Origin of the sequence: Cryobacterium sp. PH31-O1, assembly GCF_030063455.1 — a bacterium.
Classification (GTDB): Bacteria; Actinomycetota; Actinomycetes; order Actinomycetales; family Microbacteriaceae; genus Cryobacterium.
The window spans coordinates 58,875-83,647 of the sequence record NZ_JASITB010000001.1 but is presented as its reverse complement, the minus strand read 5'-3'; the positions used below and the strand labels follow the sequence as shown (position 1 = coordinate 83,647).

The following is a 24,773-nucleotide window of genomic DNA, read 5'->3' as shown; positions in this document are numbered from 1 at the left end:
ATTCGTTTAGTCTTGATCACATGAATCTACGGCGTCTTGAATTGTTCGCTGCTGTGGCGGAGGAACTGCACTTTACTCGTGCTGCCGAGCGGTTGCATATGGCGCAGCCCCCTTTGAGCCAGCAGATCCGCAAGCTCGAGAAGGAATACGGCGTGCAGCTCTTCGCGCGCAATTCGCGCAATGTGCAGTTGACCGCCGACGGGGAGTTACTCCTCAAACACGCGCGGAGGGTGCTGGCGGAGTACCGGGAAATGGATGGGGCGCTGCGTCAGTCACGGGACGGGGAGATTGGGCGTCTGCGGCTGGGTTTCGTTTCCTCTGCAGCGATTTCGGCGATACCTCAAGTGGTACGCCAGCTCAGGTCACAATGGCCGGGCTTTGACCTTGAACTTCGTGAGGAAACTACCGATGCGCAGGTCGAATTAATTACAGCGGGAGCTCTGGATGTAGGAATCGCCCGAGAGGTACGTGCCGTGCCGGGTATCGGGACAACACTGCTACAAAATGAACGGCTGGTCGTGGCCGTGGCCACCGACCATCCGCTCGCAATCCGGCAATCGGTGGCCCTGCGCGAGCTGAAGGGTGAAAGTTTCATCGCTTTTCCTCGCGACCGGATCTCGCGGCTTTTCGACCATATCGCTGGGCTACTTCATGCCGTTGATGTCGACTTCACTATCGGGCAGCAAGCCATTCAGTTCCCAACAATTTTAGGGCTGGTGGCAGCACATCTCGGCATTGCCATTGTTCCCGTTTCCCTGCGCACTTTTGCCATTCCAGGAATCGTGTATCTCGAGTTATCAGACATCACTGCCATCTCACGGGTCAGCTTGATCTACGGTGTCGATGCAGCAGAGTCGCCTCTCGTGATCAAAGTACGCACTGCGTGTCTTGAAGTTCTCCAGCAGACCGGTTCAGAGGCGTAAAAGTCGGTACTTGACGCCAGCGTCTCTTCTCTATCTACAGTGCCGCCAAGGGCCGGATTGGTGGGCCTCAGCAAGTACCCACCGAACTCCGGCCCCCGAACGCTAGAGCAAATTGGGCTCGCCCGGATCGGCGGCTTCAGGCTGGAATCCGAAGGACACCAGAATCTTCTCCAACTCTCCGCTCTTCCTTAACTCGGCGATGTCCTCGTTGAAGGCGGCGATCAGGTCGGGGTTGTCGAGGTTGACGGGAAAGTTGATCTGTCCTGGTTTCACGGTTGAGAGGATTGCAGGATCGGCGGGCGGCACCTCGAACTTCAAGCCATCGATCGGGGTCTTCTTCAACGTTGCCTGCGCGGAGGGATAGGTGTCGATTACGACATCGATTCGACCAGCTGCCAGGTCGGCGTACATGGCCTGAGCGGTTTCAAAGAGCTTCACACTGTCACCGAGATATTTTTGTAGGTCGTCGTTCCACAAAAACCCGAGAATAGAGCCGACCTTATGGCCCTTTAGATCGGGAACCGTGCCCACTCCCTTCTTGGAAACGATGATCAGCCGGTCGGCGAGGACGGGAGCACTGAGCAGCACAACCTTCGCCCGCTCGGCCGTGCGGTACCAACTGCCCGCCGTGGTGTCGGCGCGACCAGACGTGATTGACGGAATCATTGATGCGCCCGCGCCGGGCAGGGCTTTGGTCGTGAGGCACTCCATCGCCGCGATTTGGGTGAGAATTGCGCCTTCGGCCCCGCCGACACCGTCTCCCTCCGGGTACGCAAAGGGAGGGTATTCATAGGCGGCAACCGTGAGGTAACCGGCCTCGACGGTGGTCACATCGTGCTTGGGTACGCAATTAGAGGGTGCCGCAGCGTTGGTATCTGGTGCGGTACCAGCGTTCGCGCAACTCGACAGGACAAGAGAGAGTCCGACAGCCGCCGTGAGGATGGCAATTTTCGCTTTCATTAGGAATTTATCGCTTTCTAGATTAATGATTCGGCAAACAAAATGACTTCTGGTCGTGACTGGCTCGGCTGTTAGAGGTGTTTAGCCAGGTGACGCTCCAATCGCGATACGAGCATCGTTGTGGGGATCGTGATCGATGCGTAAAGAAACGCCGCGGCAAGAAAGACGGAAAAGTAGTCAAAAGTGACGGTTGCCTGAAAATAGGCGGCCTGCATGATTTCGGGAACGGTGATCGCATAGGCAAGTGATGTGAATTGGAAGAACTGTATTGCGATATTCATCAGGGGTGGAATTCCTACGCGGATTGCCTGAGGCGCGATGATGAACCGAAAGGAATCGACTCGGTTCATGCCAACCACGATCGCGGCTTCGCTCTGACCATTGGGCACCGCATCAATACTGGTTCGGATGACTTCTGCAGAGTAGGCACCTGCTGACCACGTGAATGCGATCACCGCTGACGCGAACGCTGTTGGAGTCAGCTGAAATTGTGGCAGGCCCTGATAGACGATGTAGAGCAGGACAAGCAGAGGTGCCCCTCGTCCGACTTCTACTACAACGAGCGCCACAGCTTTAACCAACCGCACCTTGCTGACGCTCCCATAAGCAAGTAGGAGCCCCAAGAAGAATCCGAGTACGATCACGATCCCGGTCAGAGCCAAAGCGACACCTACACCCGAGAAAAGGGCGGGCAAATATTGTGTCCAGGACAGCAAATTTGTGATCATGCGACTGAGAACCTTGCGCGCAGTCGGCTGTCAACGTGCCGCGAAACGATAGCGAGTGGAAGGCTCAACAGCAGGTAGATCAAACCCACGATGGCGAAGACAGTGAGTCCTTGACCTGTCTGTTGCGCTTGCGATCCAGCTCGGAAAGTTAGTTCGACGACTCCGATCGTGGAAGCTAGAGCTGAATCCTTCAAAAGACCAATTCCGTAGGTTGCCATCATTGGCCCGACAACCCGAAACACCTGCGGCACGACAATGAATCGGTAGCTATCGATGGTGCTCATTCCGAGGGCTGCGCTTGCTTCTTCTTGCCCTCGGTTGAGGGCCGAGAGCCCAGCCCGATAGATCTCCGCAAAGTAGCTCATGGCGATGACGCTAAAAGTAGCGATCGCGGCGGCCAAGGGCGACATCCGCAAGCCCAGTTCGGAGAAGCCGAAGAAGACCAAGAAGAGCCATACGAGTGGGGGCACTGCACGCACCACATTGACGACGACCCGCACGAAAATGCGAAGTAGAACGAAGCGCGACCGCTGAGCGAGCGCAAGTGGCAGTGCGAGAATCCCACCGACAGTGAAAGCGGAGGCCGTAATTAACAGCGTGGCACCAATCCCGAGGGCGATGTACCCGGCGACCCCTAACATCAACGCCCCACAACTGCGCTGAGGAATTTGCGGGTGCGTTCATGGGAAGGGTCACTCATAATTTTGTGAGGTTCCCCTTCTTCCACCACCGAACCGTCGACCATGACCACCATGCGGTCGGAGACGTCCCGCGCAAATGCCATTTCGTGGGTGACCACGATGGCAGTCATTCCTTCATCAGCCAGTTCTCGCATGACCGAGAGAACTTCTGCACCAACCTCAGGGTCGAGAGCAGAGGTCGGTTCGTCAAACAACATGACCAGCGGGTCCAGTGCGAGGGCACGAGCAATAGCGATGCGTTGCTGCTGCCCACCGGAGCATTGACCGGGGTAGGCCTTTGATTTCGCTTCAAGCCCTACGCGCTTCAGAAGCTGATACGACCTCTCGTCGGCCTCTTCCCTCGAGCGCTCCAGAACGCGCTCCTGTGCAAGCGAGATGTTCCTTAGCGCAGTGAGGTGCGGAAATAGATTAAACGACTGAAACACCATGCCCACGCTTCGGCGAATTGCAGCGAGGTCTCCCCTCGACGGCGGTCTGGAACCGGGCTCGACCGCAACAGATTCCTTGCCGATGCTAACCGTGCCCTCGGTCGGCATCTCAAGGAAGTTGATGCACCTCAGAAAGGTGCTCTTTCCCGCCCCACTCGGGCCGATGATCGACACGACTTCACCCTGATCAATTTCGAGCGTGACGTTGTCGACCGCTCGGTGCTCCTTGTAGGTCTTGGTTATGCCACTCGCTCGCAGAAACAAGGGCGCAGTCTCATCAGCATTGGCCAGGGGATCGTTCATGACATGTTTCCTTCGTTGTAAGAGCTCGCAAAACGGTGCGCCAAAATAACGCTGTCTTCAGTACGCTTCTCCCTATGACTTCCCGTCACGGGCACGGTCGTTCGAGGCGGAGCGCGAATGTCCAAATAGCGGCTGAGGACAATCAATATTGTGCATGTCGGCCGACGCCAGCCCTGTCGGAAACCGTTGCAATCGGACAAGGGCGTTCACTGCCGTCCTGATATGCAGATCGAATCGTCTAGGCGATTACGAGAATTCCCAGCACTGGCTGAAGTGGATGCACGGCGACTTCGACCAGATGAACACGTCGACTCTCGACGCGCCGGACTGTTGACGAGGCGTAGCGTAAAGACGGGCTTGCATCACGGTTGCTCCTAGATCAACGTCAGTGTTGTTTGGCTCAATCGTAGGAATCATTTTAGTAAAAATAAAGTATCAAAACGCCATCAATATATATTCAGCTATTATCAATAGATGGAAATGCAACAGTTGAGGTGTTTTGTGTCCGTCGCGACGGAACGGCACTTCGGGCGTGCAGCCGCACAGCTACACATGGCCCAACCCGGCGTGAGCCATCAGATACATCGCCTGGAACTACAACTGGGAGTTCGCCTGTTGACGAGAACAACAAGGCGGGTATCGCTCACGGAAGCCGGCGCAGCACTCCTGCCGGAGGCGCAGCGCATTCTGTCCGCCGTTGCCATCGCGGAGTCGATGGTCGAACAGGTAACCCGAGGAGAGACCGGCAAACTGAAGGTTGGTTTTGTCGCCTCCGCGTCTCTGGCCATCGTGCCTCGCCTGTCGCATGCCGTGTCTGAGCGGTGGCCCGGTCTCGCTCTGCAATTGAATGAAATGACAACTGGCGCACAACTAGAAGCGCTTACCCGGGGTGAGATAGACGTCGGGATAGGGAGAGAACTAGATGAGGGCGCTGGCTTTATCACTCGTCCGCTTGTGCGGGAACGGCTATACGCGGCTGTGCACGATTCTCACCATCTGGCGACGCGTCTGAGCATCTCACTTGCAGAACTCGGTAACGAACGATTTGTGGCGTTTCCTCGCCAGCACGTTTCGTTGCTTTACGATCACATTGCCACGCTGTGTAAAACAGCGGGGTTTGAACTCACTGTCTCTCAAGAGGCCGTGCAATTCATGACAATCCTCGGACTGGTTTCGGGAGGTGCAGGGGTGGCCATCGTTCCCGAGCCCTTGCGCGCACTGCATTTGCCGGGTCTTCGATTCATCGTTTTGGAGGATGAATTTGCTACGTCACTTGTTTCTCTCATTCATCTGCCAGACCGAGCAAACTCGCCGAATCTGCAAAGATTTCTCTCGATCACCGAACAGAGCTATCCCGTGCCCGCATAAGACGCTATTAATATTTGGCTCCAGGCGCCACCCATTGCCATGGCTGCGCCGATTGGCGGGGAGGAATGAGGCCCAACCCTTTCGTAAGCGGCCACATCAGGGCGTTTCCACCATCTAAGACATGAGGGCATCCGCTCTAGCAATGGAAGCGCGCGCGGCTAACCCATCAGTCAAGGAAGCGACAGGGGGCGTCAAGACAGGGGCAACGCGAGGAGCCGGGCGCCGTTTGTTACCGTCATGAGCTCATATGCGGCTGGAGTCACGCGCTCGGCGAGGCGAGGCAGGAAACGGTCGGGCAGATAGCGCAGGCCCGGCATTCCGCCGTAGGCGAGGTAGCGGCTGGACCGTGCGACGTCGCCGCCGAGCATTATTCGTGGTGCCGCGCCAGCGTCCACAGCCGCGACGAGACAATCGAGAATCGCTGAGTCCGGGGCTTCGCGGTGCCTGGCCATGCCGTCGTATCCGAGATACGCGCCGCGCTCGGCAAGCGACGAATGCAGGCCAGCATCTAAGTTGCGGTCAATGTGGGCCAGAACCACTCGACTCGGATCGACACCCAGTTCGGCGATACGGTCGAGTACTTCATGAGTCGCTGAGCCAAAATCGAGGTGCACCATGATTGCGCATCCCGTGGCAGCACTCGTCGCAGCAACGGCCTCGATGACTCGACTCTCGAACGAACCAATTGACCAGTACTTGATGCCGGCTTTTGCGATACCCGCACGAATGGGCTTCCCCTGCGGCGTGAGTGCCGGGGTGCCATCGTCGTTGGTCATCCCCGCACGAATGTCGTTGGTGAACAAGGCAGCAAGCTGGGTAGCGGACAAGGAGTGCAGCGGGTCATCTTCTGCGTAATGACCCGCGTGATGTGCGCCCGTCGTGTGAACGATCGCTAGGCCCGTGCGCGCGCTGATGCGCGCAACCGCCTCGACGTTGCGCTCCAGACCCGTTGGAGTGGCCTCAATCATGCTCGCGACGCCACTTTCGTAAAGGCTCGCCGCCTCATCGCCCGATGCGCGTTCATCGTTAAGCTCGTCGCCCTGGAGCAGCGGCGATGACTGGAAGAGATGCTCGTGATAATCGAGTACACCGAGCTGTGCCGGATCAGTATCCCCGAGAACCGTGCGCACGACGGCGGTCATCCTCATTCCCCCGGCACATCCAACGCGTTGAACCAACCTTCAAGGCGGCGGTAGGCATCCATGAACGTCTCATACTCGCCGCTGTAACGCGCGTGCCGGGCCGCATCCGGATCCCGCCGAACGGTGCGCCGAGAAAGATGGGCGGCCACATCGAAACCATCGAAGATTCCCACACCGATTCCACCCACAACAGCGGCACCAATGGCATTGGCCTCATCGACGAGATTGCGGGCCGTCACCGGCACTCCCCAGACATCGGCAAAGATATCGAGCAGCGTGTCGGCGTGGGCTGCGCCGCCGATGGCGTCGATCGAAGAAATCGCAGTGCCATTGTCGACGAATGCCTTGAGCCCGGTGTGCAGGTTGAAGGCGATTCCCTCGAGCACTGCCCGAGTCAGGTTTCCGCGTCCATGGTGCATCTGCAACCCCACGAAAGCGGCCCGTGCTTTGGGGTTCCAGTAGGGCGAGCGTTCCCCGAGCAGGTGCGGCAGAAAGAACAGACCATCTTCGGATGCCGTGCCCGCCGCCGCACCACCGAGAAGTTCGGAGTATCTATCCTCCTGGCCCGGGGCAAGTACCTGGGTGATCCACTGCAACGAAGCCCCGCCAGCCTGCATCGTCGCGGTCGGCACGAAGCGGCCCGGGATTACGTGATTGAAGGTCATTGACCGCATCAGAGGGTCGTGCAACGGCTGGTCAGCGCTCACAGAGACCCACGATGAGGATCCGAGGTACGCGTAAGCACCGGATTGCGCATCCACTATTCCCGCGCCCAGTGCAGCCATTGGGCCATCGCCTCCGCCGATGACGACCGGCGTACCGACCGCAAGACCGGTTTCCTCGGCCGCTTGCCTCGTGACGGTCCCGATGACCGTTGTAGACGGGACGATCTCGGGAAACAGCCCAGAATCGAGAGCAGCTGCGTCAATGAGTTCAGACGACCATGAATTCGTAGCCTGGTCAAAAGCGTTGGTGCCTGAGGCGTCGGACGGATCGGTCGCTTTGACGCCGGTCAGGCGGTAGGCAAGATAATCTTTTGCCTGGAACACGGTCTCAACCCGGGCAAACGCCTCGGGCTCCGTGTCCCGCAGCCACATCATCTTCGACAGGGAGTACGTGGGGTTGAGGCGATGGCCCGTGATCTTGTACCCGCGATCCATGCCAACGCGCTTGACCAGGGTCTGGCACTGCGCGCTCGAGCGCGTGTCGGCCCAGATGATCGCCGGCCGCACAGGGTCGCCAGCGCTGTCCACGCTGACGACTCCCATCATCTGCCCCGAAAACGAGACGGCATCTATGTCGGTATTTCGAATCCCGCCCTTTTCGAGTAACTGTCTGTTGGCCTTGGCCATTGCCGCCCACCAGTCGTGCGGGTTTTGTTCGGCGCGCCCGCCCGAACCGAAGTCTGCTCCGTAACTGACCGACACAGCCGCAACCATGGATCCGTCGTTCGCGACGAGGGTCGCCTTGTTGCCCGTGGTGCCTAGATCGTGCGAGATAATCACGTGCGTTCCTTACTGGTGGGTTGTACGCGTAGTTGAGATTGGGCTTTAGCGCAACGAATATCCGCCGTCCATGAGCAACTCCGCGCCGACGAAATAGGCCGCATCGTCACTGAGCAGAAAAGCCACCGCTCCGGCAACCTCTTCCGGTGTAGCGAAACGGTCAATGACGATATCGCGCTTCCACGTTTCGTGCATGTCAGCTTTGAGGAAATTAAGAGGAGTGTCGACGTATCCCGGTGACAGTGCGTTAAGACGAACACCGCGCGGTGACCACTCGACGGCGAGGGACTTCGTGAGGGCTGTAACTGCGGCCTTCGACGTGTTGTATGCACTCTGCCGTTGCGGATAGTTGACAACCGCATTACCCGACATCGAAGCAATATTTACGATGGCACCGCCGCCACGAGCGAGCAACTCTCGACCGAAGGCTTGGCAGGTAATAAAAACGCCGCGCAGGTTGACTCCCAAGACGGCATCGAACTGTTCGATGGACATGTCTTCTGCCGCCACGTTGTCTTCGACGATACCCGCGCTGTTCACCAGATGAACGGGTCGCGGGTCGTCGGCGTACAGCGCGGAAACGACCGTCGCCACCGACTCCGGGGAGGTCAAATCCATTTCAATCCCGCGTGCTCCAGTGGGAATGGAATCAAGGCCCCTGCGGTCCAGGCCGTACACCTCGGCGCCCTCACGCAGGAGGCGCTCGACAATGGACTGGCCGATGCCACCGGCAGCCCCGGTGACAGCAACACGGAGATTTGCGAAGCGTTCAACTGAATCTGTCATCATCTATTCTCAATTCTCTTGATTGTGCTCATCCGCGACGGCTCAGCACGACGATTGTTTGAATCTGGCCTGGACCCCACGGCGAAACTCCGTAGATTAGGTGGCGCCCGGGTTCGGAGGGGCTGACGCACTATGCGGAGCGAGTCGCGATTGACCGAGTTGGCTTCCATGCCATCTCGCGGAGACGCTTTTGCCCTGGCCACCTGGCTGACCAGTCGAAGCATCTTGAATCTCCTTTGATTGCATACGATCAAAAATTAGTAAGACTACATTTCGACCAAACGTCTGGTGCAATATTAGCCCAAAATTGATCCTTTGTGTGTACTTCACGGCTATGGTAGACAAATACTTGTAGTTTGACTACGTTTTTGATACTCGAGGAGGAATTACATGTTGCACACTCAACACCCCGTAGATCAGCCGACGCTGTTGGAGGTCTTCGCAACCGGAGACCTAACTGGAAGCTCACGCCGCTATGAGAAGCACATCACCGACATGGCCGGGGTTTACCTGAGCGAGGCGTCCTGGAGCCAGCAGGTATCAACGGCGGCAGCCGATACCCTGGTTTACTCCGTGAACGAGCAAAAGTACCAAGATGGGTCAGGGGCTCTCATTATCGGTACGAGCACGGTTCTGCCTGGCACGTACGGTGACGAATATGCGGTCACCCGCGGGCACCTTCACACGACGTCGGACCGGGCAGAGCTCTACTATTGCTTGAGCGGTAAAGGCGTCATGCTCCTCGACACCGTCGACGGCGATTCCCAGGCCATCGAACTTACAGCGGGTAAAGCCGTGAACGTTCCCGGTCAATGGGTACACCGTAGCGTCAATGTCGGAACCGAGCCGTTCGTCACGTTGTTTTGTTATTCAGCGGATGCGGGGCAGAATTACGGCATAATCTCCGACGCGGGAGGCATGAAGACTCTCGTCGTGCACGATGGTGACGCTGGGTGGACCACAATTCCCAACCCCCGCCACATCGGCTACACGCGGGGTCAGACATCATGAGTCTTTCCGTAATGGAACGTCTCGCCGCGGCGCGCATCGTGCCAGTCGTTGAGATTGAGGACGCCGCTCAGGGAGTGGAACTCGCGCGCACCCTCTTAGCAGCCGGGCTCCCAACGATGGAAGTCACCCTCCGTACCCCCGCAGCACTCGACGCAATCCGAGCGATAAGGGATGAAGTGCCGACCTTTCTCGTCGGCGCTGGCACACTCCTCACGACGGTACAGATAGACGCGGCAGTTGCCGCGGGCGCCCAATTCGGTGTTGCTCCCGGATTCACCACAACGCTCTCCGGCGCTGCGGCCGCATCAGGGCTCCCCTTCGTGCCCGGCGCGGTCACGGCATCTGAAATGCTCGCCGCGGCCGAGAACGGCCATACGTACCTCAAATTCTTTCCCGCTGAACTCTCGGGCGGTGCGGCAGCCCTTGCAGCGCTGGCACCACCATTGGCTGCGCTGGGCATCCGGTTCATGCCGACCGGCGGCATCCGCCCGTCCAACCTTGCCTCGTATCTGTCGCTTCCGAGCGTATTCGCCATTGGCGGTACCTGGATTGCTCCGCGAGATCAAATCACCAACGGTCAGTTCACAATTATCGCGGAAACCACCCGGAAAGCCGTCGCAGCAGCTTCTGCCTTCGTGGCGTAACGCATTCCAGAGAGAAGAGAACGACACAGTGACTCGCACCTATACTTTCGACACCCTCGAACCAGCGACAACGCCAACCTTCTACTTTGTCGGCGTGACAACGGGGCGCTCCTCGATCCGCACGGTCTTCCCGCTGTGGGCTGAAGCACTCGGTCTGGGCGAGGTTGAACTTGTCGGCATTGATCTGCCGTTGCACGCACCTGACGCCCAGTACCGCACGGTGGTCAACTTTCTCAAGAATGACGCTCTGAGCCTCGGGGCGTTGGTAACGACCCACAAGATCGACCTGTATCGAGCAGCACACGACCTCTTCGACGACATCGACCCGCTGGCAATCCTCATGGATGAAGTCAGTTGTCTGTCCAAACGTGACGGACGGTTTCGAGCCCACGCGAAAGACCCAATTTCATCGGGGTATGCGCTCGACTCGTTCCTGCCCGACGGCCACTTCGCCGCACACGACACGGATGTCGTCATTTTCGGTGCGGGCGGATCAGCAATCGCGATCGACTGGTACTTGAGCCGCCCTGAACGCGGCTCCGACCGGCCCGGACGCGTCATCGTAACAAATCGCAGCCTGGGCCGGCTTGAGACTCTCACCGCGGTTCACGAGAATTCACAGAGCGGCACAGCCCTGACGACGGTCACGACTCCCACATCAACCGACAACGACGCGGTGCTGGCCGATGCTCGCCCGTATTCCGTCGTTATCAATGCGACCGGGCTCGGTAAAGACGCGCCAGGTTCACCGCTCTCCGCCGCCGCCATCTTTCCCGAGCACGCTGTCGTGTGGGATCTCAATTACCGCGGGGACTTGGTCTTCCTCGATCAAGCCCGCTCGGCGCAGGACGGCAGGTCTCTCCAGGTCGAGGACGGGTGGGTCTACTTCATCCACGGCTGGACGCAGGTCATTGCCGAAGTCTTCAACATCGCTATCCCCACCAGCGGGCCCGGTTTCGACAATTTGTCGGCCCTAGCGGCATCCACCCGTTCTTAACCGTTCACCGACAGGGAGCCCTGATGCGAATTCTTATTACGCCGCGATCAATGACCGCTGCCGGACTCGACACCGTTCAAGAACTTGACCCTCTCCGGAGCCAAGGCCATGAACTAGTCTCGGGTCCAGCTGGACGCTTGCCAACAGAAGATGAACTGGTCGAACTCCTTCCGGGAATCGATGGCTGGCTCGCGGGCGTCGAGCGCATCTCCGCACGGGTCCTCGACGCCGCAACGAGCCTCCGAGTGATCAGCCGAAACGGCGTCGGCGCTGACGCCGTAGACACCGCTTCAGCGCACGCGAAGGGTATTGCAATCGTTCTGGCTCGCGGCGCCAACTCCCGCGGTGTCGCAGAACTGGCCATCACGCTGACCCTTGCGAGCCTGCGTGACCTACCTAATTCCAACCGTGTGATGCATGAGGGCGGCTGGCAACGCACCCTCGGCCGAGAAATGCCCGACATCACACTCGGAATCGTCGGGTTCGGCGCAATTGGCCGACTCGTGGCACAACTCGGCAGCGCCCTCGGCGCTGATATCCTCGCCTACGATCCGTTCTCACCCGTAGAGTCCGGGTCGGGCGCTACGAGTGCAACGCTGGCCGAGCTGTTCGCTTCCTCCGACGTCATCACATTACACAGCCCACCCTCAGACGATGGGTCTCCCCTCGTGACGCATGAACTTCTCGCACTGGTGCGTCGGGGGTCCGTGCTCATTAACACCGCCAGGTCGGCCCTCGTCCATGACGATGCCGTTCTTGATGCGCTGCAGAGTGGGCAGCTGAAGACCTACGCCGTAGACGCATTTGATCTTGAACCGCCCGTGCTCACTGCCGTACTGAACCATGCCAATACGATCCTTACACCACACCTGGGCGGATATACCGGGGCGAGCACCCGACGGGCATCCGAACTGGCAGTTTCGAATCTCCTCGCTACGCTTGGGGAATAGCGCCAATATTGGGGCTCAACAGAGAGACAGCCAAATGCCCCTAGACCGCAAGGCACCACTCCTTGAACATCTCAACGACGTGATGGGAACGCTACGTAATTCCGAGCGAAAAGTTGCCCAGCTGGTTGCCGGCAACCCGTCATATGTCATGAATGCCACCATGGCCGGAGTGGCAGAAGCAGCCGGTGTAAGTGAGCCGACTGTTATGCGTTTTTGCACCAGCCTCGGCTTCCTCGGATTTCAACAATTTAAAATCTCTCTCGCTCAAACGCTCGCGCTTGGAATCCCCGCCACCCTCTCGACGATTGGCCGGGAAGACTCTCTCAAAGAGCTGTCCACAAAGATTTTCGATCACACGATCAGCAGCCTGGACCGAGCCCGCCGCTTCCTCGATCCGATTCAGATCGACCGCGCGGTATCTGCGATTCTCGCTGGCTCATCACTCCATCTTGCCGGCCTCGGTGCATCGGCGATCATCGCGCTCGATGCGGAACAGAAAGAGCCTCTCTTTGGCATCCCGTGCTCGGCTCCAGTGGATCCGCACCAGCAATACATGGCCGCAGCCATGGCCCACCCCGGCAGCGTCTTCATAGTGATTTCAAACACGGGTCGCACACGGTCAATAGTGCAAGTCGCTCAGACGGCGCGGGCCAAAGGCGCGACAGTGATTGGCATTTCGGGCGATGAAAGCCCTCTGCTCAAGCATTGTGACATTCCACTGATCGTGAAAACGATCGAGGATACCGACATTTATACTCCCACGGTCAGCCGTCTCGCCGGCTTGGTCGTCATCGACATCCTGGCCACGGCCGTCACTTTGCGACTCGGCCCGGAGCACATGGATCGATTGACTGAAATGAAGGAAGGACTCTCGCAGGTGCGTCGGGATCACGCCTAACCGATGCCTTCGACATCAGCACGTGGGCTTGGGTCAGAACCAACCGATGCGCTAACAAAATTGGGCCGGTGTCCTCAGAGGGGACACCGGCCCAATCGGGTTTGGGATCAAACTCTATAGAGAGCGAGCGTCTTAGAAGACACTCTTGGCATCGTAGAAGTCGGCGACATTGTCGCAGTTGATACCTTCTGCTGTCGTGTACTCTTCAGGCTTGAAATCGGAGGAGGTGGACTGGCCGGTTCCAAGGGCGATGGCTATTTCGAAAGCACGCTGAGTTGCAAGCGCCGGTGAGTTCAGCCCCGTAGAGACATACTGGCTGCTGCATCCCTTGGCGATTTCGACGAGTGCCTCTTTCTGCCCGTCAGCCGAGGCTGCGACGAGAGTGGTGGTATTGCCCTGATCGGCGAGAACGGTGAGAGCGCCGAGTGCCATCGAGTCGTTGAGTCCGAGGATCAGATCCAAGTTCGGATTGGCGGCGAGCATCGACTCGGTGGCTGGCACAGCCTTGTCCTGCGCGTAAAGCGCGGGGGTCTCGGCGACGAGCGTGTACTTGATGCCGCCGGCCTCAAGACCATCAAGAAATCCCTGCTGACGTGCCGGGCCGACGATGACATCGTTGGGTCCTCCATTAAGCACTCCAACGTCGATTGTGCTGCCCGCCTCAAAGCGCTTGGCCGCGAGCTCACCCGACAGCTTGCCCACGGCTAAGTTGTCGGACGAAACCGACGTGACGCCAACATCGGGGATGCCAGTGTCGATGAAGAGTAGAGGGACCTGTTCTGCAATCTGCTCAAGCTGAGCGCGCTGAGTCTCCGGGCTGATCGCGTTGATCACGAGCACATCCGCACCCTGCGAGAGCATCGTCTGTGCCTGGTCGAGCTGGGTGACTGGGTCACCGCTGGCATTCTGGAAGAGCAGCTTGAATCCCTGCTCACCGGCAATCTGCTCGGCCATGGCCTGCATGGCGGAGTAGTAGGGCGCATCCAACTGACGCTGGAGGAAGCCGATGGTAATTTCTGTTACGGCTACCGTCTTGGTATCGCCCGAAGACGCATCCGGTGTGGTTCCGCCCACGGTTCCGCACGCCGACAGGGTGAGGACCACGGCTGCGGCAGCTGCGGCTATGGCAGTGAATCGTTTGATTGTCATCTTTGACCTTCTGGTAAGGGTTACAAGGAAAGGTTTTGCGCTGTAGAAAATGAGAGCGTTCCATCAATGCGGACTAGACGAGTTGCTGGGCCTTCTTTCTCTTCGCGAAGTGCACTGTCGTGAGAACGACAGCCACAAGGATCAGCGCACCTCGGAAAGCGTCTTGCAGGTACGTCGATACGTTGAGAAGGACGAGAAGGTTCGTGATGACGGCGAAAATCAGGGTTCCGACGACAGCTCCGAAGACACGGCCCTTGCCCCCGGCCAGGCTCGCTCCACCGATTACAACGGCGGCGATCGCGTCGAGTTCGTAGAGGCTTCCCGCGGTTGGCGTGCCCACGCCCACGCGAGAGGCCAGCAGGAAGCCGGCAAAGCCAACGAGAATTCCGGCAAGAATATAGACGCCGAGGATTGTCGACTTGACGGGCACACCAGATGCTCGCGCTGCTTCCTTGTTACTGCCGACCGCGTAAATGCGCCGGCCGAAGACCGTACGTCGAACGATAAAAGCGAGAACCAGTGCCAGTCCGAGCCACAGCAGGCCGATGACGGGGAAACCGAGTACGGTCGACGTTGCTATTGAACGGAAGTTCTCAGCGGCCGGGATGACCGGAATTCCCTCCGTATAGGCATAGACCAAACCGCGGGCCAGGGCAAGCATGCCCAGGGTGACTATGAAGGCTTCGAGCCCCCGGAAAGCGACGAGATATCCGTTGATCGCCCCCACCATCGCTCCAACACCTACGGCCACGAGAATGGCAACAGGAACACTCGCCCCGGAGAACAAACCAGTTGACAGTACCCCCGCGAGACCCACGACGGATCCCACGCTGATGTCGATTCCACCGGTCAGGACGACAAGGAACTGTGCCAGCGTGACGATACCGATAACCGAAACTTGCAAAATGACGTTGGTTAGGTTGCGCTGAGTGAAGAAGGCATCCGTCGCGAATCCCGCAATGATAAGCAGCGCGATCAAGATATAGAGGGGGTATTGCTCCTTCGCCCAGTGGCCCAGACGTCCCCAGGCAAAGCCTCGGGTCTGCTGGGGCCGGACGGCAGCTAGCTGATGTGTTTGGGTCATGCGATCTCTCCTCCGAGGGACGCCCGGATCAGGTCGTCGGTCGTGCTGGTGGCTGGTTGGTACTCGCCGACGATTCGGCCTTCTTCCAAGACCAGAATGCGGTTGCACAGCATGAGGGCCTCTTCAGCCTCACTCGTGACCACGATGATGCCCTTGCCGTCGCGGGCGAGCGCCCGAATAATCTGGTAGATGTTGAGACGCGCCCCGACATCGATACCCTTAGTCGGTTCATCGAGAATGACAACTTCCGGGCGAGCTTCGATCCATTTGGCGATGATCACCTTTTGCTGGTTTCCGCCGGACAGAGTGCGGGTATATACCCCCGCTTCGCCCTTCACCTGATACTCACGAATAAGTTCGTTGACACGCTTTCTTTCACGTCGACGACTTATGACGCCCCAAGTCGAGAAATGCTGAAGGGTCGCCAGCGTCATATTCTCACCGTTCGTGAAATCCTTTACGAATCCCTCGCGGCGGCGGTCCTCGGTGAGATAGGCGATACCTTGCCGAACCGCATCCCGAGGACTCTTGGCATGAACAGGCTTGCCGTGGAGCTTCACGACCCCTGCATCACGGCTCTGGTTCCCCGAGATGGAACGGGCCACCGAACTGCGCCCACTGCCAACCAGACCGTAGATGCCGAGAACTTCGCCTGGTTGAACGGTGAAACTAATGTTCGTTGCAGAGCCAGAAGAGAGTCCAGTGACCTCAAGAATTGGGTCCAGCGTAGTCTCGATACTCGGCGGCGATTCGAGGGCGCTGACAGCTTCACCGATCATGAGCGTCATGACCTCGTCGGGTGTGGTATCGACCGTGCGCACGACATCGATAAGTTTTCCGTTACGCAAAACCGCAATTCTGTCGGCCATCGCGAAGACTTCCGGCATGCGATGGGACACAAAGACGACGGATACTCCTGCGGCTCGCTCACGCTCCACGAGAGACTGCACGTCTTTGAAGTGCTCCTCCGTCGTCGATGCGGTCGTTTCATCGAGGAGAAGGATCTGATGCCGGTTCACCTGTGTACGGCTGAGGGCGAGCATCTGGCGAAGACCGGGCCCCAAGTCTTTGCCGAGGCGTTCTGGCGAAACGCCCTCAAGGCCGACGGAGCGCAGAGCAGCCAGCGTTGTCTCAGTCTTCTTGCGTGACACGAAACCCCATGGCCGAACTTTGTTGGCCGAGCTGAGGTTCTTGAGCCAAAGGTTCTCGCTCACGGTAAATGAGTCGATGATTACGGGTTCCTGGTGCATGAGCAGGATGCCCGCGTCATCCGCTGCAGCAGGTCCATCGATGCGGCCTTCGTAACCCGAAATGCGAATGTCGCCGTCGGATGGCAATTCCTGCCCCGCGAGCATACGGGCGAGCGTCGACTTGCCGGCCCCGTTCGCGCCGCAGATAGCCAGGACCTCACCGGCGTAGCCCGTAAGAGAAACAGCGTCGAGGGCTTTGACACCGGGGTATGACTTGGAGACACCGCGAACTTCAAAAGCAACTGGCTGTGTTGCCGCGTGTTGCTGAGCGGCCGAGGGCTCGATCGCCACTACAGACTCGCTTGAACAAAGTTAGTCAGGCGAAATGACCAAATGGGCAAACCGAAACCCGATGCCAAGAGTGGGCTGTGCATGAGTGGCTCCTTTGCGCACTTCCCTTGCTTTAGGGAGGTAGTCGTACTACCAAACAATAGGGTCAAGTCCCGAAAATTTCAACTCAAGACCACACATTGTTGGCATTGCAGTAGTTTTGCTACCTAAAACAGCACTCGACCGACCGCCGCCACGTCCTCCCGCTCATATCAATCGAACTCCAGCAAGCCACCTGTGGCACTGGCGAGCGAAGTGTGCGCTTCACGGGGAGGATGACGAGGGCGGCCGAATAGCATTGCTTTCAGCGATGTCAGGGGTCGAGTGGTTTCACAACGGTCCCGGACACGTAAGTACGAATCGTGGTTGGACTGGCGTTTGTCAGCTCCCTAGCGGCTACATCCACTTCTTCCACCTGAAGACGACGAAGAGGCTGGCGCCGAGCGCGACCATGGCGCCTATGGCGACGGGATAGCCGAAGGCCCAGTGCAATTCGGGCATAGTCTCGAAATTCATGCCATAAATGGATCCGATCAGCGTGGGGGCGAAGAGAATCGCCGCCCAGCCAGAGATCTTCTTCATGTCTTCGTTTTGGCGTTGTCCCACGAGAGTGGCGTTCACGCTGAGAATCTGCGACAGGGCATCGCGAAGTTCGACCACCCGGGTTTCAACGCGGGTCAGGTGGTCGGCCACATCATGGAGATAGGTTCGCAAAGCCTCCGGGATCCCGTACCGATCGAATCCGCTCTGCAAAGCATCGAGCACATCAGTCAGAGAGGATGCCGCGTGTTGAAGGTCTATGACCTCTTGGCTGAGTCGGTAAATGCGTTCAGCGACGGCCGCGTCGCCGCTGAACACCTGGCGCTCGATCTGTTCCTTGTCGATGGCCAGGCCACGCAGAACGGGAATGTACCCATCGACAATCGCGTCGAGGAGTCGATAGAGCACGGCTTCCGGTCCGAGCGTGAGCAGGTGCTCGTCGTCGAGAAGGGTGTGGTCAGCGATGCCTGCTGAGCTACCGGGCAGACTGGTCTCGTCGGAACCGTCAATCCAACGGCCATCCTGGCAGAGCACAGCGATGGCGTTCGCCCGCACGAGCACATGAAACTCGAGAAAGTCGACGTCTTCAATGTCGTCGATGTACCGCGCCGCGCGTATGACAATGAACAGCACATCGTCGTAGCGCTCCAGCTTGGGTCGTTGACCGGCATGCAGTAGATCCTCCACCAGAACCGGGTGAAGCGCCCACGCCTCGGCCAATTCGTCAACGTCTTCTGCGGACGGCGTCGGAAAAAGGCACAATGCCATCCGCCCAGGTTCCTCCCCCGCGAACCGCATCGCCTCTGCGACACTCACTCCTTCGGGAGCCGGCGTCAGGCGGCCGTCGACGACGAAACGGGTGCGCCTGGTCGAGACCGGGGTATTTTTTCCGACCGCGATAGAACGCCGGAAGGCTCCGGCACGGCGCGTCGCACGCTGATCACCCTGCCGGTGTGACATTCGAATTCTCCTCTTCGCGCTCGATCGGCACCAGAATGTTTTGAATGGCCGGGGCGAGCACCCTCACGATTTCTTCAGCATCTACCGCGACGAGCGTTGGCACGCCAATGACCCGTCGCCCCAGAACGACGCCGACGAGCATTGCTGACGCGAGACCGGCGCGGAGCGCAGCATCGGCATCAGCACGGTCACTCGTGCCACCCAGCAGACGGGATTGGATGAAATCACGCAAGAGCCTGCTCGCGCTCTCGTTGACGATCGCGCCCCGCAGCATAGCCATCAACGGTTCCGACTCTTCCGGTACTCCGTCCCACGCCCGCAACGATGCACGAACCACGCGTTCGCCGAGGTGCTCATCCGGTCCCTCGAATGCGGTATTAAATCGGTGCAGCGCCGACTTTGGTATGGCCATCACCTCCGCAAAGAGTTCATCTTTGGAGCGGTAGAACTGCATCACCTGAGAGGCATCGACGGACGCGTCGGCAGCGACGAGACGGATGGTCGTGCCCGTGAAGCCATCGCGGGCGAACCTAGCACGCGCAGCATCCAGGACGGCCTGCCTGGTCGTGGCGCTGCCGGGGCGTCGGCCCCGCGCCCGCGGCACGGCTTCTTCTTGCGGTTTCATAATACGAATCTACCGTCATCCAAAATTTTTCTCAACGCCTGTTGAGTTTAGGACGATTCACCAGTACGCTCGCAACCAGCCGATAGTTGTTCCCCAGATCCCGATGTAAGGAGCTTGTCATGAGCGATGACCAGAGAATGTATGTTCCGTCCCATCCGCTGCCGCCGGCCCGAACAGGGGTACTGACCGCGTTCGATCCCGGCACTCGGGTTCTGGAAGCAGGCTTTCAGGTCGCTCCCCCGTTCCGGCCGCTGCCGGTGGAGATCGTGCTGGAGAAGGATGTCGCCGTGCAACTGCGCGATGGCGTGACAATCTACGTCGACGTGTTTCGTCCTGCCGGCGCGGAGAAGGTCCCGGTCATCGTCGCGTGGAGTCCGTACGGAAAAGGCCAAGGCACATCGCTGAGCGTGATGGGCGTGTTCGGGCTGGTCGGATTAGACAATGGGATCGTCTCGGGACTGGCAAAGTTTGAAGCACCAGACCCGGCCTACTGGTGCGCGCAGGGTTATGCCATCTGCAACCCTGACATTCGCGGCGTCGTCGACTCCGACGGTGACAGCGTGTTGTGGGACCGCCAGGACGGCCGGGACTGCTACGACGTCATCGAATGGCTCGCCGAACAAGAATGGTGCTCCGGCAAAGTGGGCATGAGCGGCACCTCCTACCTGGCAGTTTCGCAATGGTTCACGGCCGCCGAGCAGCCCCCACACCTGGCGGCGATCAACCCGTGGGAAGGCGTCAGCGATGTCTACCGCGACCTCGTCATGCGCGGCGGCATGCCCGACACCGGCTTTGCCCGTCAGCTCCAAGACGGCAGCTTCTTCGGCAAGAATCACAAAGAAGACATTATCTCCGAGGTCGAGCGCTACCCGCAAATGACCGATCTCTGGGAAAACAAGATCCCCAACTTCGACCAAATCACCGTGCCGGCATATATCGTGGCCAGCTATTCGAACACGCTGCACACTGCGGGAACCTTCCGCGCGTGGCGCCGGATCGCCTCCAAGAACAAGTGGCTGCGAGTGCACAACACCCAGGAATGGCCCGACTACTACGACGAAGCAAACGTGGAGGATCTCCGCCGATTCTTCGATCACTACCTCAAGGACGACGACAACGGCTGGGAGAACACCCCGTCCGTGCGCTACTCGCTTCTCGACCTTGCAGGCGGCGACCGCATCGGTATCGCCGCAGACTCGTTCCCCCCTGCAGATGTCACCCCGCGCAAGTACTATCTGAACGGCCGGTCGCGCGCATTGACGACCACGGCGCCGACCGACGAGATCGCAGTGTCCTACGGCGTCGATACAAATCCCAACGCCGTGTCCTTCACTACCCGGTTCGAGGAGGAGACCGTTCTGGTCGGTTACCCCAAGGCTCACCTCTGGGTCGAAGCACAGGGCTCCGACGACATGGACCTCTTTGTTCTCGTGCAAAAACTCGACGCCAACGGCACTCCCCTGCAGGCATTTACCGTGCCGAACCACAGCCCCATGATTCACGACCTCACCGATCACGGCGCCACCATTTTGCGCTACAAAGGCTCCGACGGACGGCTACGAGTGTCGGCCCGACACCTGGACGAGCGGCTCTCGACAGCAGAGGTGCCAGCCCACACATTTGACCGCGTTGAAAAACTCAGCACTGGTCAGATCGTCGATATTGAAATCGATCTGCTCCCCATCGGCCTGGAGTTCCACCACGGCGAACAGCTCCGCTTCATCATCAGCTCACGCAACCTGTTAGGAACGCTGATGCCCGGCATCCACGAATACGTCGGCGCCAATACGGGAACGCACGTCATTCACACCGGTGGCGCGCACGCCTCCTACCTACAGCTACCCCTCCAGGACTAGCAACGAAGGTTATCGAACGCTCCGCCGAACGCAAAGTGTGATCCAACTGGGAGCGACTATTTCGCTGCGATGCCTCGTCACCGTGATTTTCATCGTGCGGGTCTTACGTACCTGACACTGCACAGTATTCTCCTCAACAACAAAGACCTTTTTTCTGACCAGAAACGAGCACACGTGCCCCCGCTATCCTGCGCTGGATATAGGCCACGACGATGTCCACGACCTACGAAGAAGGCTCCGAGATACCCGTTGGCCCAGGGCATGGCCACCAACGGGAGGGGAAGCAGACACCGATAATGACACCATGCATAGTCTGGTTACGTATTGGGCCGACGAATTTGACGGGGCCACCGAACAAGACCGCATCAACGCCTTGCCCTGGCAGCAAGACACGGTTCAGCGATGACTACCTCGTCACGCTGACAGCATCCCTCTACTGGTTCACAAACTCCATCGGCACGTCGCTACGCCACGAAGAACCCACGCTGTTAGCCGATGACATCACCGCGTTCCTACAGACCGTCTGACCCGACACGAGCTGAAGAGCGGCTCCCGGACCGCACGCTTACCACTGGTCGCCCGCCAGCGCCTCCGAGATTGGGCATCGATATCGGGGACACTTCTGTAGAGGGATCGCCCACGTTACGTCGACACTGCCAGTGCATACACACCCGCGTCGATGGCACTCCGCCACCGCGTGGACTGTTCCCGACGCATCAGGCGCCGATCACGGACATCCTCGGCTTTACAGGTCCCGACATGGATGTATGGGTTGGGGAGTTAGGTCTGCGCCAGACCCGAATATTCGCAACGATGCGGCCATCAAAGGTGCTGGGGCGCACGGATCGATCAAATGGCAAGTAGGCTCTCCGAATCCAGATTGCACGATTTGACGCGCCGTCCCGGTCTGCCGCTCTCGCCGGCGTGGATCAGCCGGGGAACGCTGTGTCGTAAACGGCGCGGAGCTCGGCGCTGTCCGGGCCGGTGACGCCGCAGCCTGTGATCGTTCCGTCGAGGGCGCCAACGAGGTAGCTCTGGCCGACCTCAAAGGGCACCCCTGAGAAGTCGGAGGTTAGCGCGTCGACCTGCGTCACTTCCACTCGGTCGGCGACGTCGCCACCGAAGCGCTCCGTAACCTCCAAAACGACGGTGTCGCCCTGGATCTGCATTACCGTCGCAGCGAACGCCTGCTCCTGCGCGGCGACGGTCTCCGGCGCAAGCACGATACAGCTGCCACTCGCGAGGCCTCCGCCGAGTGGAGCTTTCAGCGCCTCGACGCTAGGTTCCGGGCTTCCGAGGGCGAGGGGCACAACGATCGCGGCGGCGATGGCGAGGGTGGCAGCGACGCCGACCACCGGCATCCACCGTCGAAAAATGGGTCGCGGCTCCTTCTCGGTGACAGTCGTAATAGTGGGCTGGGTGGTCATGATCTGCTCCATTCTGTGGTCGAGCCACGTTGGCGAGACGGGGGGCAGCTCGTGGGCCGGATCGGCGGATTGCAGCTGAACACGCACCGCACGGTCATCGTCGTGCATCGGTGCTCCCTTCGTCATGAGATACATGTCCGGTTGGGCCTTCAGATTTCAGCAGCTCCTGCTTGAGGCGCGCCTTTGCTCGGTGCAGGCGGATCGCCGCAGCGTTCGCGCTGATGTCGAGCACGACGGCAAGCTGCGGGCTTGTCAACTCGTCCCACGCCCACAGGCGCAGAATCTCGGCGTCGTCGCGACCCAGGCTGGCAAGGGCGGTGCTCACGCGGGCGGTGGCTGTGGCGCTGTCACCACTGGATGCCGCGGTGTTGTCTTGTGCGGCGACCGGCGGCGGGTCGATCGCGATGATGCGGCCGATGAGCCTGGTTCGGCGACGCTCCGCCCGCCTGACGTTGCTGAGACACTGCCGAGCGACAACGATCGCCCACGGTAGGGCATCGGCGGGCACCTCGTCGAGGCGGCGCCAGCACACCAGGAGGGTGTCGCCGAGCACATCGTCGGCCGTAGCGGCATCGGCGCGGCGGTGCAGGTAGCGGCGTATCGGGTCGGCGACGAGCACAACGAGGTCACGCATCCGCTTCTCACGCTCGATGTCGGTCACAACTCTCATACTGGAGCATGTCCGACAGGGGCGCAGGGATTTCATGGCGCGGCGCAGCGGAGGCGGCTCGAGTGGCCAAGGAGGACGGTAGTGGGCGTTTACGCGGCGTGTGTCCGTGCACGGACGACCAAGATCTGCGCAGTAACGATAGCAGCCGCAACGACTACAGCGACAATCGCTGTCAGAGGGTCGTTCTGAACTTTAAGCACGGTAAAGGGGACCAGGATCGCTAGGTCGAGCATGATGGTCAGTGCGGGAACCCACGGGTTTGCTTGGATTTTTGAACGCAAGTGGCGAATGACAGCCCACTGCACGGAAATGTCCATGGCCAGGTAGAGAAATGCGCCCATCGAGGCAATCTGGCTGAGATCGAGAAACGCTGTGGCCAGGATGGCAAGACCGGCGGTGATGATCATTGGCTGATGCAAAATCTTCTTGGGCAATGATGGCGCCTGCCGCATGCTTTGCAGCATGCCGTAGAGGCGTGACACCGAATAGAGACTTGCGAGAAGACCGGACAGCGTCGCGACCACGGCGATCGCAACGGTGATCCCCACGCCCCATGACCCGAAGAGCGGTTCTGCCGCTTGCGCGAGCGCGTAATCGCGGGCTTTGACGACGCCCTCAGCACCGATGCTCGACGCCACCGATAGCGTGATCAGCAAATACAGAACGGCGCAGATGATCAGGGAGATGACGATGGACCGTGCAATATTCTTCTTCGGGTCGCGAATATCATCGCCCTGGTTCGTGATTGTGGTGAAGCCCTTGTAGGCCAGTACGCAGAGCGTTGTGCCTGCCAGTAGCCCCGCGATACCGAGGGAGTCGCCGGAAGACTTTGCGAAGAATCCGTCGCCAGCCACTCCGGCGCCGATTAGGCCGGCAATCGCGAGAACGGCAATGCCGAGGATTTTGAGCGCTGCGGTTGTGGTCGCTGAGCGTTCGACGAGCTGGTTGCTTACAAGGTTCACCACCGCAGCCGTGGCGATCGCAGCGACACCGAGCACGGGCACGAGAATGGTGGAGTTTTGCAGACCGAAAGGACGCAACAGGTAAGTGCCAAACGTGCGGGCGAGCAGACTCTCCGCAACCACCATCGACACGTACATGAACAGCGAAAATGACCCGGCGCTTACACCAGGACCGTAGGCGTCCTTCAATAGCATCGCGATACCGCCCGCAGACGGGTTCACACTCGAGTAGCGAACATAGGAATACGAGCTGATACCAGAGACTATGGCGCCGAGGAGGAAAGCGAGCGGAAACCAATCTCCGGCGAATTCGGCAACTTGACCGACCAGTGCGAAGATCCCCGCCCCAATCATCACCCCGGTTCCGAGGGAGATCGATCCGGTCAATGAAATCTTGTCTGTGCGATTAGGCATGAGCCATTATCCCAATGCGCTACCTTCCTCAGCGCACCCCGCCGATACCCGGCACCATGAAGGATCCGCGCGCGCGGACCACCGCAACTGTAGAGATGCATACAGTGTCATAGGTCGATCAGAACACGTCAGCACTAGCAGCGGTATCCATCCAAAAGCAGA

The 24,773-nt window shown here is 59.3% G+C and carries 24 protein-coding genes; 9 read left to right on the top strand and 15 right to left on the bottom strand.

Annotated features, from left to right (window positions below):
• The first annotated feature begins 20 nt into the window (after positions 1 to 20).
• Positions 21 to 923: a LysR family transcriptional regulator gene (locus QMK31_RS00475; RefSeq protein ID WP_283499009.1), complete on the top strand. Its 903-nt coding sequence runs from the start codon at positions 21 to 23 to the stop codon at positions 921 to 923.
• A 102-nt stretch (positions 924 to 1,025) separates the two neighbouring features.
• Here QMK31_RS00475 and QMK31_RS00470 read toward each other — a convergent pair whose 3' ends face one another.
• The 4 genes from QMK31_RS00470 to QMK31_RS00455 all read right to left on the bottom strand — a co-directional run bounded on the left by QMK31_RS00470 (position 1,026) and on the right by QMK31_RS00455 (position 4,043).
• Positions 1,026 to 1,883, bottom strand: a complete 858-nt coding sequence (locus tag QMK31_RS00470; RefSeq protein ID WP_283499008.1) for a substrate-binding periplasmic protein — start codon at positions 1,881 to 1,883, stop codon at positions 1,026 to 1,028.
• A 71-nt stretch (positions 1,884 to 1,954) separates the two neighbouring features.
• Complete coding sequence (locus QMK31_RS00465; protein WP_283499007.1) at positions 1,955 to 2,611, bottom strand: amino acid ABC transporter permease; 657 nt, start codon at positions 2,609 to 2,611, stop codon at positions 1,955 to 1,957.
• Positions 2,608 to 3,252: an amino acid ABC transporter permease gene (locus QMK31_RS00460; protein WP_283499006.1), complete on the bottom strand. Its 645-nt coding sequence runs from the start codon at positions 3,250 to 3,252 to the stop codon at positions 2,608 to 2,610. The genes QMK31_RS00465 and QMK31_RS00460 overlap by 4 nt, the downstream gene beginning before the upstream one ends.
• Positions 3,252 to 4,043: an amino acid ABC transporter ATP-binding protein gene (locus QMK31_RS00455; RefSeq protein ID WP_283499005.1), complete on the bottom strand. Its 792-nt coding sequence runs from the start codon at positions 4,041 to 4,043 to the stop codon at positions 3,252 to 3,254. Before QMK31_RS00455 ends, QMK31_RS00460 begins: the two co-directional genes overlap by 1 nt.
• A gap of 474 nt (positions 4,044 to 4,517) precedes the next feature.
• Here QMK31_RS00455 and QMK31_RS00450 point away from each other — a divergent pair, with 474 nt between their 5' ends.
• Positions 4,518 to 5,411 carry a LysR substrate-binding domain-containing protein gene (locus QMK31_RS00450; RefSeq protein ID WP_283499004.1) on the top strand — a complete coding sequence of 298 codons (894 nt, stop codon included), beginning with the start codon at positions 4,518 to 4,520 and terminating at the stop codon, positions 5,409 to 5,411.
• A gap of 191 nt (positions 5,412 to 5,602) precedes the next feature.
• On the opposite strand, the gene QMK31_RS00445 is transcribed toward QMK31_RS00450, so the two are convergent.
• Genes QMK31_RS00445 through QMK31_RS00435 form a run of 3 tightly spaced genes read right to left on the bottom strand, consistent with a single transcriptional unit; the run spans position 5,603 to position 8,844 of the window.
• Positions 5,603 to 6,553 (bottom strand): phosphotriesterase family protein, encoded by a 951-nt coding sequence (locus QMK31_RS00445; RefSeq protein ID WP_283499003.1) that lies wholly within the window; start codon positions 6,551 to 6,553, stop codon positions 5,603 to 5,605.
• A 2-nt stretch (positions 6,554 to 6,555) separates the two neighbouring features.
• Positions 6,556 to 8,058, bottom strand: a complete 1,503-nt coding sequence (gene xylB / locus QMK31_RS00440) for a xylulokinase (protein WP_283499002.1) — start codon at positions 8,056 to 8,058, stop codon at positions 6,556 to 6,558.
• 45 nt (positions 8,059 to 8,103) lie between these two features.
• Entirely contained in the window at positions 8,104 to 8,844 is a 741-nt protein-coding gene (locus tag QMK31_RS00435) for an SDR family NAD(P)-dependent oxidoreductase (protein ID WP_283499001.1), read from the bottom strand.
• A gap of 390 nt (positions 8,845 to 9,234) precedes the next feature.
• Here QMK31_RS00435 and QMK31_RS00430 point away from each other — a divergent pair, with 390 nt between their 5' ends.
• The 5 genes from QMK31_RS00430 to QMK31_RS00410 all read left to right on the top strand — a co-directional run bounded on the left by QMK31_RS00430 (position 9,235) and on the right by QMK31_RS00410 (position 13,344).
• Positions 9,235 to 9,855, top strand: a complete 621-nt coding sequence (locus QMK31_RS00430) for a glucose-6-phosphate isomerase family protein (protein WP_283499000.1) — start codon at positions 9,235 to 9,237, stop codon at positions 9,853 to 9,855.
• Positions 9,852 to 10,499 (top strand): bifunctional 4-hydroxy-2-oxoglutarate aldolase/2-dehydro-3-deoxy-phosphogluconate aldolase, encoded by a 648-nt coding sequence (eda, locus tag QMK31_RS00425; protein ID WP_283498999.1) that lies wholly within the window; start codon positions 9,852 to 9,854, stop codon positions 10,497 to 10,499. Before QMK31_RS00430 ends, eda begins: the two co-directional genes overlap by 4 nt.
• A gap of 28 nt (positions 10,500 to 10,527) precedes the next feature.
• Positions 10,528 to 11,496, top strand: a complete 969-nt coding sequence (locus QMK31_RS00420) for a shikimate dehydrogenase family protein (RefSeq protein ID WP_283498998.1) — start codon at positions 10,528 to 10,530, stop codon at positions 11,494 to 11,496.
• A gap of 137 nt (positions 11,497 to 11,633) precedes the next feature.
• Positions 11,634 to 12,446 carry an NAD(P)-dependent oxidoreductase gene (locus QMK31_RS00415; protein WP_283498997.1) on the top strand — a complete coding sequence of 271 codons (813 nt, stop codon included), beginning with the start codon at positions 11,634 to 11,636 and terminating at the stop codon, positions 12,444 to 12,446.
• Positions 12,447 to 12,480: 34 nt separating this feature from the next.
• Positions 12,481 to 13,344 carry an SIS domain-containing protein gene (locus tag QMK31_RS00410; RefSeq protein WP_283498996.1) on the top strand — a complete coding sequence of 288 codons (864 nt, stop codon included), beginning with the start codon at positions 12,481 to 12,483 and terminating at the stop codon, positions 13,342 to 13,344.
• Between the two features lie 132 nt (positions 13,345 to 13,476).
• Here the strand turns inward: QMK31_RS00410 and QMK31_RS00405 are convergent, their stop codons facing one another.
• The 5 genes from QMK31_RS00405 to QMK31_RS00385 all read right to left on the bottom strand — a co-directional run bounded on the left by QMK31_RS00405 (position 13,477) and on the right by QMK31_RS00385 (position 19,282).
• Positions 13,477 to 14,493 (bottom strand): sugar ABC transporter substrate-binding protein, encoded by a 1,017-nt coding sequence (locus QMK31_RS00405; RefSeq protein ID WP_283498995.1) that lies wholly within the window; start codon positions 14,491 to 14,493, stop codon positions 13,477 to 13,479.
• A 73-nt stretch (positions 14,494 to 14,566) separates the two neighbouring features.
• A complete protein-coding gene (locus tag QMK31_RS00400) occupies positions 14,567 to 15,577 on the bottom strand; it encodes an ABC transporter permease (RefSeq protein WP_283498994.1) in 1,011 nt (336 codons plus the stop codon).
• Positions 15,574 to 17,118: a sugar ABC transporter ATP-binding protein gene (locus tag QMK31_RS00395; RefSeq protein WP_283498993.1), complete on the bottom strand. Its 1,545-nt coding sequence runs from the start codon at positions 17,116 to 17,118 to the stop codon at positions 15,574 to 15,576. Before QMK31_RS00395 ends, QMK31_RS00400 begins: the two co-directional genes overlap by 4 nt.
• A 435-nt stretch (positions 17,119 to 17,553) precedes the next feature.
• Positions 17,554 to 18,465 carry a magnesium and cobalt transport protein CorA gene (locus tag QMK31_RS00390; protein ID WP_349361533.1) on the bottom strand — a complete coding sequence of 304 codons (912 nt, stop codon included), beginning with the start codon at positions 18,463 to 18,465 and terminating at the stop codon, positions 17,554 to 17,556.
• A 172-nt stretch (positions 18,466 to 18,637) separates the two neighbouring features.
• Positions 18,638 to 19,282: a TetR/AcrR family transcriptional regulator gene (locus tag QMK31_RS00385; protein ID WP_283498992.1), complete on the bottom strand. Its 645-nt coding sequence runs from the start codon at positions 19,280 to 19,282 to the stop codon at positions 18,638 to 18,640.
• A 119-nt stretch (positions 19,283 to 19,401) separates the two neighbouring features.
• Between QMK31_RS00385 and QMK31_RS00380 the strand changes: the two genes are divergently transcribed.
• Positions 19,402 to 21,138, top strand: a complete 1,737-nt coding sequence (locus QMK31_RS00380) for a CocE/NonD family hydrolase (RefSeq protein WP_283498991.1) — start codon at positions 19,402 to 19,404, stop codon at positions 21,136 to 21,138.
• A 154-nt stretch (positions 21,139 to 21,292) separates the two neighbouring features.
• Positions 21,293 to 21,544: an epoxide hydrolase N-terminal domain-containing protein gene (locus QMK31_RS00375; protein WP_349361540.1), complete on the top strand. Its 252-nt coding sequence runs from the start codon at positions 21,293 to 21,295 to the stop codon at positions 21,542 to 21,544.
• A 523-nt stretch (positions 21,545 to 22,067) separates the two neighbouring features.
• Here the strand turns inward: QMK31_RS00375 and QMK31_RS00370 are convergent.
• The 3 genes from QMK31_RS00370 to QMK31_RS00360 form a co-directional block, all read right to left on the bottom strand.
• Positions 22,068 to 22,673: a hypothetical protein gene (locus tag QMK31_RS00370; RefSeq protein WP_283498990.1), complete on the bottom strand. Its 606-nt coding sequence runs from the start codon at positions 22,671 to 22,673 to the stop codon at positions 22,068 to 22,070.
• On the bottom strand, positions 22,660 to 23,226 hold the full coding sequence (locus QMK31_RS00365) for an RNA polymerase sigma factor (protein ID WP_283498989.1): 567 nt from the start codon (positions 23,224 to 23,226) through the stop codon (positions 22,660 to 22,662). Before QMK31_RS00365 ends, QMK31_RS00370 begins: the two co-directional genes overlap by 14 nt.
• A gap of 98 nt (positions 23,227 to 23,324) precedes the next feature.
• The gene (locus QMK31_RS00360; RefSeq protein WP_283498988.1) at positions 23,325 to 24,611 is read right to left on the bottom strand and encodes an APC family permease; all 1,287 of its coding nucleotides are present in this window, start codon (positions 24,609 to 24,611) and stop codon (positions 23,325 to 23,327) included.
• Positions 24,612 to 24,773 lie beyond the last annotated feature (162 nt).